The following is a 16944-nucleotide window of genomic DNA, read 5'->3' on the forward strand; positions in this document are numbered from 1 at the left end:
TATATTCTTATAATAATCAGAAAATCACTACTAGCGTATGCAGAATACGCAGACTCCTGTGGGAACAGCGCGAGCTGAAGACCCCTTGATGCACCTGCGTCTTCTAGTAACGCTTCGTAGTATGCTTCCTCGGTGCAAGGGAGCACAGAAGTTCATTCAAGTAGTTCCCTGGCTGAGGCCGTGCCCACGGAAAGCGAAGTATTCTGCCGGAGCGTATCCAAACCACTTATCAAAAATCAGGATTGGAGAAAATTTTCACTATGACGCAGTTTGTATCACCTACGTACTTTATTGAAGGAGTTAAACAAATGCAACTAAAAAAAGATGAACGGATTGATGATCTGTTAGCGGACCAAACAATGCAAATCATTCAAAGCCCGACTAAGTTCGCCTTTTCCATCGATGCTGTGCTACTGGCAGACTTCGCTACAACACCAAAAACAAGAGGAAAAATATTGGATCTTTGCTCAGGCAATGCCGTCATCCCATTGTTATTATCAAGACAATCTAACGTCCCCATTACAGGCGTTGAAATCCAAGCACGGCTATATGACATGGCATGCCGCAGTATTAAGTTGAATAAGCTGAACCATCAAATTGATATGATCCATGGCGACTTAAAGGATATGCCGGATCACTTCAAAAACAATAAATTTGATTTAGTAACCGTTAATCCACCTTATTTCCAGACTGAGAATAAAAACCACCATAATCATAATGATTATCTGACGATTGCAAGGCATGAAATATATTGTACGTTGGAAGATGTGGTACAATCGTGTAGTAAGCTCGTTAAATCAGGTGGTAAAGTAGCCATGGTACATCGTCCGTCACGTTTTGTCGATATTATTACGTTATTCAGGCAATATAAAATAGAGCCAAAACGAGTTCGCTTCGTATATCCGAAAGAAGGAAAAGAAGCAAACATTTTATTAATAGAAGGAATTAGAGATGGAAATCCAGATCTTAAGCTACTGCCGCCATTATATGCTTTCGATGAACAGGGAAATTATACAAAAGAGGTAGAAGGTATATTATATGGAAGAAAAAAATAATCATTATGTCTATATTCTTAAATGTAAGGATGAAACATTATATACAGGCTATACAACCGATATCGAACGAAGGTTGAAAATGCATGAACAAGGTAAAGGTGCCAAATATACAAGAGGTAGAGCCCCATTTCAATTGCAGTACCAACAACAATGTAAGACAAAATCAGAAGCAATGCAGTTAGAAGCAAAGATTAAAAGGCTTACTAGAAAGCAGAAGGAATTATGGATTAAAGAAAACCAAACGGAAAGGTATGGCGTATATGCAGATACAGAAGAGCTACCAAACTGATGCAGTAAAAGGCACATTATACGTGGTGCCGACACCAATAGGTAACTTAGAAGATATTACGATTCGTGCATTACGTATATTGGAAGAGGCTGATGCTGTTTTAGCTGAAGATACGAGAAATACTGGGAAGCTTCTACATCATTTTGAACTGAAGAAAAAGATGATTAGCTATCACGAACATAACAAAATGGCAAGACAGGATCAAATTCTCGAGCTGCTAAGTAATGGAGAAAATCTGGCTCTAGTAAGTGATGCTGGTATGCCAGGAATCTCAGACCCAGGATATGAAATGGTACAAGCTGCAATCCAATCAGATCTTCCAGTGGTTGTTTTACCAGGGGCAAATGCCGCATTATCAGCCTTAGTTGGTTCAGGATTGCCAACTGGTCATTTCTATTTTTATGGCTTTTTACCACGAAAGAAAAAAGATCGTGATCAGGCAATACAATTACTACAATCAATTGATACAACGTTTATCTTGTATGAATCGCCACACCGCATTGAAGAGACAATCAAGTTGTTATGGGACTCACTTGGTGACAGACAAGTAGCAATAGCAAGGGAGTTAACCAAGAGATACGAAGAGTATATTAGAGGGAGTTTACCAGAAATAGCAGAATGGATAACAGACCACACGATAAAAGGTGAATGCTGTATTGTTGTGGAAGGAATCAAGGAGAATCCACAAACGAATTGGTGGACAGATCTTACCTTAAAAGAGCATGTCGAAAAAGTGATGGAATTAGAGGGATATTCAAGTAAAGAAGCCGTCAAAGCCGTGGCAAAAGATCGCAATATTCCAAAAAGAGAAGTATACAGTGCTTATCATATGGAGTAAGATTACATTCCATAAGAATGTAAGGCTTTCGCCAAATACTGGCGAAAGCCTTAGTTTTTCTTTATGTTCTAGCGAGTTGTTTTTTATGTGATCAGATTATTTGTCTAATTTTCTTTGGATTTCATTAACTAGTGTCTTTGCACCTTCTGGACTAAGTACTAGCTTTCCGTCCGCTAATGTAAAGTTGTCATCAGAGATATCACCAGTAACATGACAAGTCATATTTGGTTTATATTTTTGTAAGATGATACGCTCATCATCGACATAAATTTCAAGAGCATCTTTCTCTTGAATGCCTAATGTACGACGAAGCTCGATCGGGATTACGACACGACCTAACTCGTCTACCTTTCTCACAATACCTGTTGATTTCATTATTTATTCTCCCCTTTGATAAATAAATTCGGCAATATTCGACATCTATAGCGTTATAATACCATTAGTTGCCATTATTGTCAAACTTAATTTTTGCATTTTTTTCAAGCTTTTATAAAAATATTGAAAAAAAACAGGTCAATAGTTCGTGAAGATTATTCGACAAGTTTTTTGTTTTAAAAGTAAATTAAATGGCTACAATGTATTTATCACGGACGCTATCATCCTGATAAGTTTTGCAATTAATTAATGGAGAAATCCCCTACTGATTGAAGTCTCACTTTATAATGGAAAAATGTTCGAAAAATCGCTACAATAAAAACAGACTGTATATATAGAATGAAAAAGTATTGAGGAGGTATAGCATGACAGAGCAAAAGAAAACTTTTTATATAACGACACCAATTTACTATCCAAGTGGAAATTTACATATTGGCCATGCCTATAGTACGGTTGCTGGAGATGCGATGGCACGTTACAAGCGACTTAGAGGATATGATGTTCGTTATTTAACAGGAACGGATGAACATGGTCAAAAAATCCAAATAAAAGCGGACGACGCAGGGATTACTCCGCAAGCATATGTAGATGAAATCGTCAGCGGTATTAAAGACTTATGGGAAAAGCTAGATATATCTTATAGTGATTTCATTCGTACGACAGAAGAACGTCACAAAAAAGTTGTCGAAAAAATCTTCGCAAAATTATTAGAGCAAGGCGACATTTACTTAGATGAATATGAAGGAAGCTATTGTACTTCTTGTGAATCCTTTTTCACAGAAAGACAACTGGAAAATGGCCGTTGCCCCGATTGTGGTGGACCTGTTGAACACGTAAAAGAAGAGTCATACTTTTTCAAAATGAGTAAGTATGTTGATCGTTTGCTTGCTTTTTATGATGAAAATCCAGAATTCATCCAGCCAGAAAGCCGTAAAAATGAAATGATCAATAACTTTATTAAACCAGGATTGGAAGATTTAGCGATATCTCGTACAACATTTGACTGGGGCATCCAAGTTCCTGGAAATCCAAAACACGTCATTTATGTATGGATTGATGCATTAAGTAATTACATCACTGCATTAGGATATAGTACTGATGATGATAGTTTATATCAAAAATACTGGCCGGCGGATGTTCATTTAATGAGTAAGGAAATTGTTCGTTTCCATACGATTTATTGGCCAATTATGCTAATGGCACTTGATTTACCATTACCGAAAAAAGTGTTTGCGCACGGTTGGATTTTGATGAAAGACGGAAAAATGTCGAAATCAAAAGGTAATGTCGTGAACCCGATAGATTTAACAGATCGTTACGGTTTAGATGCATTACGCTATTACCTGTTACGCGAAGTACCATTCGGTTCAGACGGTGTTTTCACACCAGAAGGTTTCGTAGACCGCACGAACTACGATCTTGCCAATGACTTAGGTAACTTATTAAATCGAACAATAGCGATGATTAATAAATACTTTGATGGTGGAATTCCAGCTTTCCGTGCTTCAGAAGAGCCCTTTGATGAACAATTAGAAACATTAGGAAAAGAAACAGTAGCTAATGTAGAAGAGGCACTAGATGAGATGGGATTCTCTGTTGCATTAACTCACATTTGGAAGTATGTAAGTCGAACAAACAAATATATTGATGAAACAGAGCCATGGATTTTAGCGAAAGATGAAAGTAAAAAAGACCGTTTAGGTAATGTAATGGCGCATTTAGTCGACAGTTTACGACGTATTGCGATTTTATTACGTCCATTCCTGACACAGACACCGAATCGAATTTTCGAACAAATTGGTGTGAGCGACAACGAAGCACTTCATACTTGGGAGAGTCTGTCGGAATTTGGGGAGATTGAAGCTGGAACGAAAGTGGTGAAGAAAGATCCGATCTTCCCGCGTTTGGATGTCGAAAAAGAAGTACAAATTATTAAAGACATGATGACAAAACCTGAACCGGAGAAGAAAGAAGAGAAGACAGAAGCAAAAGATGAAATCACATATGACGATTTTATGAAGCTAGATTTACGTGTGGCAGAAGTAACACACGCTGAAAAAATGAAAAAAGCTGATAAATTATTACGTATTCAATTAGACCTTGGTAGCGAAAAACGTCAAGTAATATCAGGTATTGCACAATACTATACCCCTGAATCATTAGTAGGGAAAAAGGTAATCTGTGTAACCAACTTAAAACCAGTTAAACTACGTGGTCAATTATCAGAAGGTATGATTCTATCCGGAGAAGACAAAGACGGCTCCCTATCCTTGGCTACAGTAGAATCAAACCTGCCAAACGGATCCGTAGTAAAATAAATACCCAAAAGTACACACGCGGTTCACTACTAAAAACACGTGTGTATTTTTTGAGTAAGCACAAAAAACACAAATTGCGAAGTAAAGTGGACATGGATTTGCTCTCTTCCATTCTGATTCTAGTTGAGTGCTAAGTCGACGCTGCGTAAAATAGTGTTCTGATAAAAAGACAGGAAACCCATAGAGTATAGTTCCCTAGGTTCAATTGTTACGATAAATCAGAACACTAAAATTAGTGTAAGCAGAATACGGAGGCTCCTGTGGGACAGCGAGAGCTGAAGATCCACTTTGTGAAATGCTTTTCTTCACAAAGTTAGCTGAAGCCGAGCCCAAGGAAAGCGCAGTATTCTGCCGGAGCGTTTCTAAGCACTCATCATTAATCAAAATGGAAGGAAGCTACACCAAGGCAAATTTTCACAACTTCACAGTAGTTATCTACTATGAATGAGACGAGCAGGCAGAACCGGTTTTGTCTGGTTTTTAAGGAGGAATTAGGATGTTATTTGATACACACGTTCATTTAAACGTCTCCCATTTCGATGAAGACCGTGAAGAAGTGTTACAACGAGCAAAAGAAGCTGGAGTCGAAAACATGGTTATTGTCGGATTTGATCATGAAACAATCCCAAAAGCAATCGACATGGCAGAAAAATACGACCATATCTATGCCGCAGTTGGCTGGCATCCAGTTGACGCTATTGATATGACCGACAAAGAACTAGTATGGCTAGAAGAATTATCCTCACATCCGAAAGTAATTGCTTTAGGCGAAATGGGTTTAGATTACCATTGGGACAAATCACCAAAAGACGTACAAAAAGAAGTATTCCGCAAGCAAATCCACTTGGCAAAAAAAGTAAAGTTGCCTATTATTATTCATAATCGGGAAGCGACAGAGGATATCATCCAAGTGTTGCAGGAAGAAAATGCTGAAGAAGTTGGAGGCATCATGCATTGTTACAATGATTCAGTTGAGTATGTTGATGCATGCTTAAAGATGAACTTTTATATATCGTTAGGTGGTCCTGTAACTTTTAAAAATGCAACCTTACCGAAGGACGTAGCGAAGTATGTACCAGTAGATCGGTTATTAATCGAAACAGATTGTCCATTTCTCGCACCACACCCGAATCGAGGGAAAAGAAATGAACCAGCTTATGTCAAGTTGATTGCAGAAAAAATAGCAGAACTGCGTGATGTAAGCTATGAAGAAATAAGTAAGCAAACAACAGAAAATGCAAAGAGATTTTTTGGTCTAACAAACTAAGGATGCCTTTAGCGATATATGTTTCAGGCAATGTTACGGTAATGTAAACAATTTGAAATATTTCATAAAAAAGAGCAGTGGAACCCTTTGAATTCAAGGGTTTTGCTGCTTTTTTCTTTTCATAAGTCCATTTGACACTGAAAAAGGATCTTTATATAATACAACGGCGAGTAAAAAGGAGGGAAGAGTTCATGAAGCGTCTTAAAATTAGTCACATATTGAACAACAAAGACTTCGTATACGCACTTTCTTTATTTGTATTTATTGGATTTATATGTATATCATTTTATGAATTATCAAAGGCAGAAGTTACAGTTGTTCAAGCAGGTGAAGAAATGACAGTACGTACACATGCCAATACTGTCGAAGATGTCCTAAATGAACTTGCAATTGATGTGGGAGAACATGATGAACTTTCACATGAACTAAATGACCTCGTAAATAGAGAGATGAAAATCGAGCATACAATTGCAAAAAAAGTAATAGTCAGCATAGATGGAAACGAACAAACATATTATACAACTAGTGAGACAGTTGAAGAATTTCTGACAGAGCAAGATATTGAATTAACAGAAAATGATCAATTATCATTAGCAGCACATACAGAAATAGATGATAACCTTGTGATCGATATCGAAAAAGCTTTTCAAGTTACTATTAATGATGCTGGAGAAGAGCAACAGGTCTGGACAACAGGAGGATCTGTTAAAGAACTGTTAGCGGAACATGACATAGAATTAGATGAATTAGACCGTGTGGAACCGAGAGAGACCGCTTCATTAGGCAAGAGTACCGATATTGAAATTACAAGAGTAGAAAAGATAACAGATATTGAAGAGGAAAAGCAAGAATTTAGTGTGGTGAAACGTAACGATAGTTCACTGGAAAAAGGAAAAGAAGAAATTGTTTCAGAAGGTGAACCAGGTGTTATTGAAAAACATTATGAAGTAGTATTAGAAAATGGGAAAGAAGTATCCCGTGAACTTGTGAAAGAAGAAGTAAAAGAAGAAAGTAAAGAGAAAGTTGTTGCAGTTGGTACGAAGGTAAATCAACCGAAAGCAACAACAACAGCTTCTGCTAATGCAGCTTCTGATGCCGGAACTAAGACCGAAACTGTTTCTCGTAGCGGCAGTGAAGAAAAGGGAGAAACCATTTACATGAAAGCGACAGCATATAATTGGGATTGTGCATCATGTGATGGTAGAGGACTAACTTCTACAGGTTATAATTTAAAAGAAAATCCAGACGGTGTAGTAGCAGTAGATCCGAGCGTAATTCCTTTAGGTACCAAAGTTTGGGTAGAAGGCTATGGCTATGCAATAGCTAGAGATACAGGTGGCAATATCCAGGGAAATAAAATTGACCTTCATATGTCAAGCAAACAGAAAGCGGAAAGCTATGGTGTGAAAACAGTACAAGTAAAAATTGTTGAATAAAGTATAAAGCTTACCTTCCTAAGCAAAGGTAAGCTTTTTTGTGTTAAAATAAATAAAGCTATAAGAAGCAAGAATGGAGGAGCCTTTTTGAAGGTGAAAGAAATCATTGTAGTAGAAGGAAAAGACGATACCGCAAAACTAAAACAGGCATTAGATGTCGATACAATAGAAACAAATGGTTCAGCGATCAATAAAGATATATTAGAACAAATTGCACATGCTAAAAATAAACGAGGTGTCATTGTATTTACCGATCCTGATTATCCAGGTCAGCGGATTAGACAAATCATTGATCAGCATGTTCCAGGATGTAAGCATGCCTTTCTAACAAAAGAAGAAGCTATTCCAGATAGAAAACAGCATAAAAGTCTGGGAATAGAACACGCTTCATTAGAAGTACTGCGTGAAGCACTCCATCAAGTTTACGAGTTAACAGAGAATGGAGAAACAGAAATTACGAAATCAGATTTAATTCGTTTTGGTTTAATAGGTGGAAATGGATCAAGAGAGAGAAGAAAGAAACTAGGACAGCAATTAAGAATTGGACATATTAATGCAAAACAGTTATTAAAAAGGTTACAAATGTTTCAAATTGCTAAAGATGAATTTGAACAAGTGATGGAACAAATAATTCAGGAGGAACGTGCATGAGTGAGCAGAAGGCTATAGCCACACCGAAACGAACAAAAGAAATTCTTGAAAAATATGGCTTCTCATTTAAAAAAAGTTTGGGTCAGAACTTTCTCATCGATGTAAATATTTTAAGGAATATCATCCATAATGCTGGCATTACCAAAGATATGAATGCAATTGAGATTGGTCCTGGCATTGGTGCCCTTACCGAACAATTAGCAATTGCAGCAAACAAAGTTGTTGCATTTGAAATAGACGGACGTTTATTACCGATTTTAGAGGACAGTTTACATGCGTATGATAATGTAGAGGTTATTAACCAAGATATTCTAAAAGCTGATTTTGAAGAGGTATGGGAGCGAAATTTCCAAGATAATAAACCGGTGAAAGTAGTGGCCAATCTCCCTTATTACATTACAACACCTATTTTAATGCAATTATTGATGGCTAATTTACCTATCTCTAGTATTACAGTAATGATTCAAAAAGAAGTTGCTGAACGGATGGCAGCTACTGAGAATACAAAAGAATATGGATCTTTATCCATAGCAATACAATATTATACAGAAGCAAGAGTAAAAATGGTTGTACCGAAAACCGTTTTTATGCCACAGCCGCGTGTAGATTCAGCTGTTTTACACTTGGAAAAGCGTGAAACTCCACCAGTTACTGTTGACGATGAAGAGTTCTTTTTCCAATTGGTGCAAGCAAGCTTTCAACAACGACGGAAAACACTGCGCAACAATTTATCGCGGCATTTTAAAGACAAAGTTTCGAAGGCTCAGATAGAAGAAGGGTTAGAACATGTTGGAATCGATGGGACAAGACGAGGAGAATCGTTAAACATGAAAGAATTCGCTGCTTTAGCAAATTATTTTAAACAGCAAACGAAAGAAAATTCCTGAAAAATATAGGAATTTTCTTTTTTTATACATAATTTTCTTGTAAAAAGGTAACCTAAATGCATAACTTCCAAATTTTTTTATTGACAGCTTTCAATTAATATTGTTATAATAGAATATTTTTGATTGACGGTTGGACAAGAATGTAGTATAATAATATTTAGTGAGGTGGAGTGTATTGGCTAAAACATTGGTTGAAATCAAACAAGGTTTAGATGGAAATGTCGGCAAACGTCTACGAATTAAAGCAAATGGTGGAAGAAAGAAAACCATTGAGCGTTATGGAACATTATCAGAAACATATCCTTCCGTTTTTATCGTTGAACTTGATCAAGATGAGAATGCATTTGAGCGGGTATCTTACAGTTATGCAGATATTCTCACTGAAACAGTTGAATTGAACTTTACGGAAGAATTAGAAGCGGTAGCAGGGGAGCAGTAAACTTTGTTTGCTGCTTTTTTTAATGGATAAAGAAAGCGCTATGAAAATTTTAATTAGTGCGCAGTTTTTATCTTATTCAAATTAAGTAATATAATTCAGCGATTGTTTCATTATTTTTAGTCGGCGAACGGAAGTATTTGCTAATCCAGTCTCCATTTAAGCAAATAGAGAGCCAACAAGAGTCTTTATCCCTTTTATTACCTTGTATCATAAAAGCAAAAAAACATAAAATAGGAGTGTCGTAAAACACGACAGAAAGGGAGTATCTTCAATGGGTCGAAGAAGAGGATTAATGTCCGATCGGTTTAAAGAAGAGCTTGCTAAAGAATTAGGATTTTACGACACTGTGCAAAAAGATGGTTGGGGCGGAATTACCGCACGAGATGCAGGTAATATGGTGAAAAGAGCAGTACAAATGGCAGAAGAGAGTTTAAATAAGGACAAAGTCTAAGACTTTGTCCTTTTTGCGCTTTTATTTGCTTTTATGGTATCTTTACATAAAGTAAAATTCTGAATATAAAATTGTCAGTAGGTGAGCGACTTTGTATATTATAGAAAAAGCCCCAGCTAAAATAAACTTAACATTAGATGTCCTTTATAAGCGGTCAGATCAGTATCATGAAGTTGAAATGGTAATGACCACCGTTGATTTAGCCGATCGCATCGAATTCTTTTTGATAGAGGAAGATAAAATAGAGGTGGCATCGGAAAATCGTTTTGTTCCAAATGATGAACGGAATTTAGCATATCGAGCGGCAAAACTGCTGAAGGAACGTTATGATGTCAAACAAGGGGTATACATTAAAATAGATAAACAAATTCCAGTTGCAGCAGGACTTGCGGGCGGAAGCAGTGATGCTGCTGCAACATTAAGAGGATTAAATCGTTTATGGGAACTTAACATAACCTTACGTGAGTTAGCTGTTTTAGGAGCAGAGGTTGGTTCAGATGTATCCTTTTGTGTGTATAATTCCACAGCTCTCGCAAAGGGGAGAGGGGAAACCATTATAGAATTGCCAGCACCACCTCAATGTTGGGTGATCTTAGCTAAACCAGCTCAAGGTGTTTCTACACAATCCGTGTATCAATCTCTACAATTGAATGATATAGAGCATCCTGATACAGATGGAATGGTTCAAGCAATTAAACGATCTGATTATCAAGGAGTTTGCAACAGGCTAAAAAATGTATTGGAAACAGTAACCTTACCTAAAAATCCAGAAGTGGAACAAATAAAAGAACAGATGTTACGGTCCGGTGCGGATGCTGTATTGATGAGTGGGAGCGGTCCTACAGTATTTGGCTTAGTTCAACAAGAGAGTAGAGCAGACCGCATTTATAACAGCTTGAGAGGGTTTTGTGAAGAAGTATATGTGGTTCGTCTATTAGGCAATCGCCAATGACTTGATTAAACACGTATAAAATGTTATATTTACCTCAAAATATTCGGATTTTGGGGTGTAGTAATGAAAAGAAGTGATCGTCTAGTTGCGATGACAAATTATTTAGTAGAGCATCCAATGGAATTAATTTCTCTTCCATTTTTCTCTGATACATATGGTGCCGCGAAGTCTTCAATTAGTGAAGATTTGTCTATTATTAACCATATGTTTAAAGAAGATGGGATTGGTTATTTAGAATCTATTTCAGGTGCAGCTGGTGGAGTAAAATATGTGCCTAATGTTTCAGTAAACAAAAGTGAATCTATGATTAACAAGCTTTGTAAGGAGCTAGAAGATCCCAGCCGGATTTTGCCTGGTGGTTATTTATTTATGAGTGATGTTTTAGCTACGCCAAGTACTATTAGAGATATCGGTAGGCTTTTTGCTTCTCGTTTTGCGGGATTAAACATTGATTCCATTGTAACGGTAGCAACGAAAGGAATTCCTTTAGCATATGCGGTAGCTTCGTTTTTAAATGTACCTGTTGTAATTGTTCGTCGTGATCCGAAAGTAACGGAAGGTTCAACGGTTAGTATTAATTATGTATCAGGGTCCTCTAAAAAAATTCAGACGATGGTGTTATCTAAGCGCAGTTTGAAACCCGGTGAAAATGTTTGTATCATCGATGATTTTATGAAGGCTGGTGGTACCATAAACGGAATGAAAAACTTACTTCAAGAATTCGATGCCAATGTAAAAGCAATTGGTGTACTAGCAGAAGCCGAGGATGAAGAAGAAGATCGTGTAGTAGATGATTATATTTCTTTATTACAAATTAAAAATGTAGATTCTAATAGCAAACAGATAGAGGTAATAAAAGGAAATTACTTTGAACAGTAATAATGGATCGTGTAAAAAGGTCTAATTATATCGAATTATGTCACTCACCACTTATTATAAGAAAATTTTCTTAAAAAGATAATATTTTTTAAAATTTTAGCAGGAATTTTAAAAATTTTGTTGAATTAAGATAATAAGTTCTTAAAAGGGGAAAAGGTGGTGAAACATAGTGGAAGTAACTGACGTAAGATTACGCCGCGTGAATACCGATGGAAGAATGCGAGCTATCGCATCCATTACATTAGATCATGAATTTGTGGTACATGATATTCGAGTGATTGATGGGAATAATGGGATGTTTGTAGCAATGCCTTCTAAACGTACACCGGATGGTGAATTTAGGGATATTGCACATCCAATTAACTCTGGTACAAGATCAAAAATTCAAGATGCTGTTTTAGAAGAGTATCATCGTGCTGGAGAAGCTGAAGTTGAATATGAAGAAGCAGGAGCTTCTTAAAATGAGAGTAAAAAAAGTCTAATCAATCCATTTGATTGGGCTTTTTATTTTTATACATCGAAGGCATAAAACTTATGCGCAAAATACATAAACTGCGAAGTTACTCTCTTGTGAATTTGCTTTCTTCCATACTTTTTCATAAAGAGTGTTAGAATACCGCTCCGGCAGAATACTAGGCTTTCCGTGGGTACGGGCTTCAGCTAACTTGGTAAAGAAAACCACTTTACCAAGTGGATCTTCATCGCGTGAGTTCCCACAGGAGTCTGCGTATTCTGCCTACGCTAATTCTTGTGTTCTGATTGTTGAAAGAAGAAAGCCTTTGGAAATATCAATGGTTTTCTTCTCACCTGATTAAAGTACTACTTAAAGCTGCGGGAAAATGCGACAATCCTGTGGGAAGAGCAACTGAAGACCCCGCAGGAAGTGCTTTTCTTCCGAGGAGGCTGAAGTGTTGCCCACGGAAAGGGAGTATTTTTCCGCAGCGACGAACTAGCAATCATCTTCAGAAGGATGGGAGGACATCCAACCTAAAGTGAATTTTCACTAGTTCGCAGTAGTTATCGATTATATTATTAGAGCTGATCTTATTAGTCAGAAAAATAAATACTATATTTTTTAGTACCAGTTAGCAATCAATATAAAAATGCTGCCGTATTATTGGTAATTTAAATTATGCCATCTTTATTGAAAATACACTGGTTTTCGTATATATTCATAATTGGGATATTAACGTACAAAATGAGCACATCCTTTAAACATAAATATAAAAAGTGAACTGGAACGGAGGGACTATCTTGGCAAATCGGTATGCAATTGTGTTAGCTGCTGGAAAAGGAACAAGAATGAAATCTAAATTATATAAAGTTCTCCACCCTGTTTTGGGGAAACCAATGGTACAACATGTGATCGATCAATTGAAAGCTTTAGATCTTTCCAGTATAACCACAGTTGTTGGCTTTGGAGCTGAAAAAGTACAAGAACAATTAGGAAACACTTGCGAATTTGTTATTCAGAAAGAACAGTTAGGAACAGGACATGCTGTACAGCAAGCTGAAAAATATTTAGCAAACAAAAAAGGAACAACCATTGTTGTTTGTGGTGATACGCCATTATTAATGAAAGACACATTACAAGCTGTATTGAATCATCATGAGAAAGAACGTGCCGCTGTAACTATTTTAACTGCACATGCGGAAGATCCTGCTGGATACGGGAGAATTGTAAGAAATGCAAGCAATCGAGTCAGTAAAATTGTAGAACAAAAGGATGCAACAGAAGAAGAAAAAGCGATACAAGAGATTAATACAGGGACATATTGCTTCGATAATGAATTATTATTTGAAGCGCTGAAGAAGGTGTCTAATGATAATTCACAAGGCGAATACTATTTACCTGATGTGATTCAAATCGCACAAAAAGAAAGCCAGAAAGTAGCCGCTTACCAGACGAAGAGTTTTGAAGAAACTATTGGAGTTAATGATCGTGTTGCATTATCTCAAGCAGAAGTACTTATGAAAAGGCGTATTAATGAGCAACATATGAGAAATGGTGTAACGATCATAGATCCTGCTAATACTTACATAGGCACTGATGTAAAAATTGGAACAGATGTTGTGATTGAGCCCGGGTGTGTATTAAAAGGAAACACGACAATAGAAGATGAGGCGGTAATTGGACCGAACTCCGAAGTGAATGATTGCCATATCGGAGCGAATACGGTACTCCGTCATAGTGTCGCAACATCAAGCTATATTGGTCAGCGCGTTCAAGTTGGACCTTTTGCACATATTCGTCCAGATGCATCGCTTGGTGACGATGTAAAAGTAGGTAATTTTGTTGAAATTAAAAAGTCAAAGATAGATAATAAAAGTAAGGTTCCACATCTCAGCTATATTGGAGATGCAGAAATTGGAAGTGGCGTAAATATTGGATGTGGAGCGATTACAGTTAATTATGATGGTAAGAATAAGTTTAAAACAACGATAGAAGATAATGCTTTTATCGGATGTAATGCTAACTTAATCGCACCAGTTACCATTGGTAAGGGAGCGCTAGTTGCTGCAGGTTCGACCATTCATCAGGATGTACCAGGTGATGCATTATCGATTGGCCGAGCAAAACAAGTTAACAAGGAAGAATACGCAAAGAAATATAAATAATTATTAAGTTCACATGGAGGTATACAAATGTCCTATAAGGATTCATCCTTAAAAGTATTTACACTAAATTCGAATCCAAGCCTAGCAGAAGAGATTGCAGCCAATATTGGTGTAGAGTTAGGAAAAAGCTCGGTAACAAAATTCAGCGATGGTGAAATCCAAATAAATATTGAAGAAAGTATTCGTGGCTGTGATGTATATGTTGTGCAGTCTACTTGTGAGCCAGGAAATCAACATATTATGGAGCTTTTGATTATGATAGATGCATTAAAAAGAGCGTCAGCGAAGTCCATTAATGTTGTTATGCCCTACTATGGATATGCCAGACAAGATCGTAAAGCACGCGCACGTGAACCAATCACATCCAAATTAATTGCAGACTTACTACAAACAGCTGGTGCTACCAGAGCAATTACGTTGGATTTACATGCACCACAAATTCAAGGTTTCTTTGATATTCCAGTTGATCAATTAGTCGGTGTTCCGATTTTATCTAGCTATTGGAGTAAAAAAGGTCTAGAGGACATCGTAGTAGTGTCACCTGATCACGGAGGGGTAACACGTGCACGTCAATTAGCAGATAGATTGAAAGCACCAATTGCGATTATTGATAAACGCAGACCACGCCCAAATGTCTCAGAAGTGATGAATATAGTAGGTAACATAGAAGGAAGAACAGCGATCCTTATCGATGATATTATTGATACAGCAGGAACGATAACATTAGGCGCAAATGCTTTAATTGAAAATGGTGCCACGGATGTCTATGCATGTTGTACCCATCCAGTATTATCTGGGCCTGCGATAGAACGGATTGAGAATTCAAAAATAAAAGAATTAGTAGTTACGAATAGTATTCCATTACAAGAAGATAAACAAATTGATAAGATTACTCAACTATCAGTTGCACCTTTAATTAGTGAAGCGATTATTCGTGTACACGAACGTCAATCTGTAAGTATTCTATTTGATTAAGTTTTCTGAAAAAAAAGGTTTAGCCTGTCACACTCGAGGGAAATATACTAATATTAGTTATTTTATATGGAGGGTGATTAATTTGGCAGCAACTTTAGAAGCAAAAAAAAGAGTGGATTTAAAAACTTCTAATACAAAAGCGATGCGATTAGCAGGTGAAGTACCTGCCATTATTTACGGATATCAAGTAGAACCAAAAACAGTGACGGTAAATAGTTTGGAATTATTAAAAACAGTAAGAGATGAAGGTAAAAATGCAATTATCTCGTTGCAAATAGATGGTGAAGCTGTTGATGTTATGTTGCATGAATATCAAACAGATCCATTGAAAGATGAGTTAGTACATGCAGACTTTTATGCTGTAAACATGAAAGAAGAAATGGATGTACAAGTGCCAATTACGTTAGACGGTGAAGCAGTAGGAACGAAAGAAGGCGGCGTTCTACAACAACCATTATATGAATTGTCCATTAGAGCGAAACCTAAAGATATACCAGAGCATATCACCATTGATGTTTCTGACTTATCAGTAGGGGATAGTATCTTAGTTTCAGATTTAAAAGAAGGTAGAAACTATGACATCCTAGAAGATGAAGGAACTACTATTGTTTCTATCTTAGTTCCTGACGAAGAACCTGCAGAAGACTCTGCAGAGGATGAATCGGCAGAACCAGAAGTTATTGATGGAGATAAACAAGAACACGGAGACAGTGAAGAATAAAAGAAAAGCGGAAGATGCCGTTTGGAGCCAGACACCACTTTTGTAAATTTCTTAAGAATAATCAAGACGCAACTACCAAAAGTTGCGTCTTTTCACCGTTTTTTATGTTAAACTATAAACAAGAAAAAATTTGTTAAAGGAAGACTTTATGCTATGAAATGTATCGTAGGTTTAGGAAATCCAGGGATTAAATATCAGCAAACAAGACATAATGTTGGTTTTATGGTAATTGATGAACTACTGGAGCGTCATGGCTGGACATTAAATAAAAGTAAATTTAAAGGACACTATACGATGGAAACCGTGGAGGGAGAGAAAGTGATATTACTCCAACCGCAAACCTTTATGAATTTGTCTGGCGAATCAGTTCGGCCATTAATGGATTTTTACAATCTTCAGCCAGATGAAGTGACAGTTGCCTATGATGATTTGGATTTACCATTGGGTAAAATCAAGTTACGACAAACTGGTGGACATGGAGGACATAATGGTGTTCGCTCTTGTATTGATCAATTAGCAACGAAAGAATTTAACCGATTACGTTTTGGAATTGGCAGACCTGATACTCCGATTTCAGTAGTTGATTATGTTCTTGGAAAATTCGATGAAAAAGATCAGGACACATTAAAACAGTCTATTGATCATGCAGCTGATGCAATGGAAGCATGGATAAAGCAGCCATTTCCAAAAGTAATGAATGAATATAATAAATAAGTCATCATCAAGTATAGTTTTATCCGTTACCGGGTACAATAACAACTAATTAAGCTATAGCTTTCTTATAAAGGAGGC

Annotated in this window: 18 protein-coding genes; 17 read left to right on the forward strand and 1 reads right to left on the reverse strand. The window is 36.8% G+C overall.

Going from position 1 to position 16944, the window contains the following annotated elements; translation table 11 throughout:
- The first annotated feature begins 308 nt into the window (after positions 1 to 308).
- Genes GI584_RS00405 through rsmI form a run of 3 tightly spaced genes read left to right on the forward strand, consistent with a single transcriptional unit; the run spans position 309 to position 2182 of the window.
- Positions 309 to 1055, forward strand: coding sequence for a tRNA1(Val) (adenine(37)-N6)-methyltransferase (locus GI584_RS00405; RefSeq protein WP_153789895.1), 747 nt, complete (start codon positions 309 to 311; stop codon positions 1053 to 1055).
- Positions 1039 to 1344 (forward strand): GIY-YIG nuclease family protein, encoded by a 306-nt coding sequence (locus GI584_RS00410; RefSeq protein ID WP_100358343.1) that lies wholly within the window; start codon positions 1039 to 1041, stop codon positions 1342 to 1344. The genes GI584_RS00405 and GI584_RS00410 overlap by 17 nt, the downstream gene beginning before the upstream one ends.
- Positions 1316 to 2182 carry a 16S rRNA (cytidine(1402)-2'-O)-methyltransferase gene (gene rsmI, locus GI584_RS00415; protein ID WP_100358342.1) on the forward strand — a complete coding sequence of 289 codons (867 nt, stop codon included), beginning with the start codon at positions 1316 to 1318 and terminating at the stop codon, positions 2180 to 2182. The genes GI584_RS00410 and rsmI overlap by 29 nt, the downstream gene beginning before the upstream one ends.
- A gap of 96 nt (positions 2183 to 2278) precedes the next feature.
- On the opposite strand, the gene GI584_RS00420 is transcribed toward rsmI, so the two are convergent.
- A complete protein-coding gene (locus GI584_RS00420) occupies positions 2279 to 2557 on the reverse strand; it encodes a transition state genes transcriptional regulator AbrB (protein ID WP_100358341.1) in 279 nt (92 codons plus the stop codon).
- Positions 2558 to 2922: 365 nt separating this feature from the next.
- On the opposite strand from GI584_RS00420, the gene metG reads away from it, so the two are divergent.
- The 14 genes from metG (at position 2923) to pth (ending at position 16866) form a co-directional block, all read left to right on the forward strand.
- Positions 2923 to 4875, forward strand: coding sequence for a methionine--tRNA ligase (gene metG, locus GI584_RS00425; protein WP_153789896.1), 1953 nt, complete (start codon positions 2923 to 2925; stop codon positions 4873 to 4875).
- A gap of 496 nt (positions 4876 to 5371) precedes the next feature.
- A complete protein-coding gene (locus GI584_RS00430) occupies positions 5372 to 6142 on the forward strand; it encodes a TatD family hydrolase (RefSeq protein WP_153789897.1) in 771 nt (256 codons plus the stop codon).
- Between the two features lie 191 nt (positions 6143 to 6333).
- Positions 6334 to 7578, forward strand: a complete 1245-nt coding sequence (locus GI584_RS00435; protein ID WP_153789898.1) for a G5 and 3D domain-containing protein — start codon at positions 6334 to 6336, stop codon at positions 7576 to 7578.
- An 87-nt stretch (positions 7579 to 7665) separates the two neighbouring features.
- Positions 7666 to 8229 (forward strand): ribonuclease M5, encoded by a 564-nt coding sequence (rnmV, locus tag GI584_RS00440; RefSeq protein ID WP_100358337.1) that lies wholly within the window; start codon positions 7666 to 7668, stop codon positions 8227 to 8229.
- The gene (gene rsmA, locus GI584_RS00445; RefSeq protein WP_153789899.1) at positions 8226 to 9116 is read left to right on the forward strand and encodes a 16S rRNA (adenine(1518)-N(6)/adenine(1519)-N(6))-dimethyltransferase RsmA; all 891 of its coding nucleotides are present in this window, start codon (positions 8226 to 8228) and stop codon (positions 9114 to 9116) included. Before rnmV ends, rsmA begins: the two co-directional genes overlap by 4 nt.
- Before the next feature lie 175 nt (positions 9117 to 9291).
- Positions 9292 to 9555, forward strand: a complete 264-nt coding sequence (veg, locus tag GI584_RS00450; RefSeq protein ID WP_100358335.1) for a biofilm formation stimulator Veg — start codon at positions 9292 to 9294, stop codon at positions 9553 to 9555.
- Between the two features lie 271 nt (positions 9556 to 9826).
- On the forward strand, positions 9827 to 10006 hold the full coding sequence (locus GI584_RS00455; protein ID WP_100358334.1) for a small, acid-soluble spore protein, alpha/beta type: 180 nt from the start codon (positions 9827 to 9829) through the stop codon (positions 10004 to 10006).
- Between the two features lie 91 nt (positions 10007 to 10097).
- Positions 10098 to 10958: a 4-(cytidine 5'-diphospho)-2-C-methyl-D-erythritol kinase gene (gene ispE / locus GI584_RS00460; protein ID WP_153789900.1), complete on the forward strand. Its 861-nt coding sequence runs from the start codon at positions 10098 to 10100 to the stop codon at positions 10956 to 10958.
- 63 nt (positions 10959 to 11021) lie between these two features.
- Positions 11022 to 11837 carry a pur operon repressor gene (gene purR / locus GI584_RS00465; RefSeq protein ID WP_100358332.1) on the forward strand — a complete coding sequence of 272 codons (816 nt, stop codon included), beginning with the start codon at positions 11022 to 11024 and terminating at the stop codon, positions 11835 to 11837.
- A 169-nt stretch (positions 11838 to 12006) separates the two neighbouring features.
- Entirely contained in the window at positions 12007 to 12297 is a 291-nt protein-coding gene (gene spoVG / locus GI584_RS00470) for a septation regulator SpoVG (protein WP_100358331.1), read from the forward strand.
- A 794-nt stretch (positions 12298 to 13091) separates the two neighbouring features.
- Entirely contained in the window at positions 13092 to 14456 is a 1365-nt protein-coding gene (gene glmU, locus GI584_RS00475; protein WP_153789901.1) for a bifunctional UDP-N-acetylglucosamine diphosphorylase/glucosamine-1-phosphate N-acetyltransferase GlmU, read from the forward strand.
- A gap of 21 nt (positions 14457 to 14477) precedes the next feature.
- A complete protein-coding gene (locus GI584_RS00480) occupies positions 14478 to 15431 on the forward strand; it encodes a ribose-phosphate diphosphokinase (protein WP_100358329.1) in 954 nt (317 codons plus the stop codon).
- 82 nt (positions 15432 to 15513) lie between these two features.
- Positions 15514 to 16152, forward strand: a complete 639-nt coding sequence (locus GI584_RS00485; RefSeq protein ID WP_153789902.1) for a 50S ribosomal protein L25/general stress protein Ctc — start codon at positions 15514 to 15516, stop codon at positions 16150 to 16152.
- A 153-nt stretch (positions 16153 to 16305) separates the two neighbouring features.
- On the forward strand, positions 16306 to 16866 hold the full coding sequence (gene pth, locus GI584_RS00490; protein ID WP_100358327.1) for an aminoacyl-tRNA hydrolase: 561 nt from the start codon (positions 16306 to 16308) through the stop codon (positions 16864 to 16866).
- The last annotated feature ends 78 nt before the right edge of the window (positions 16867 to 16944 follow it).

Origin of the sequence: Gracilibacillus salitolerans, assembly GCF_009650095.1 — a bacterium.
In the GTDB taxonomy this organism is placed as follows: Bacteria; Bacillota; Bacilli; order Bacillales; family Amphibacillaceae; genus Gracilibacillus; species Gracilibacillus salitolerans.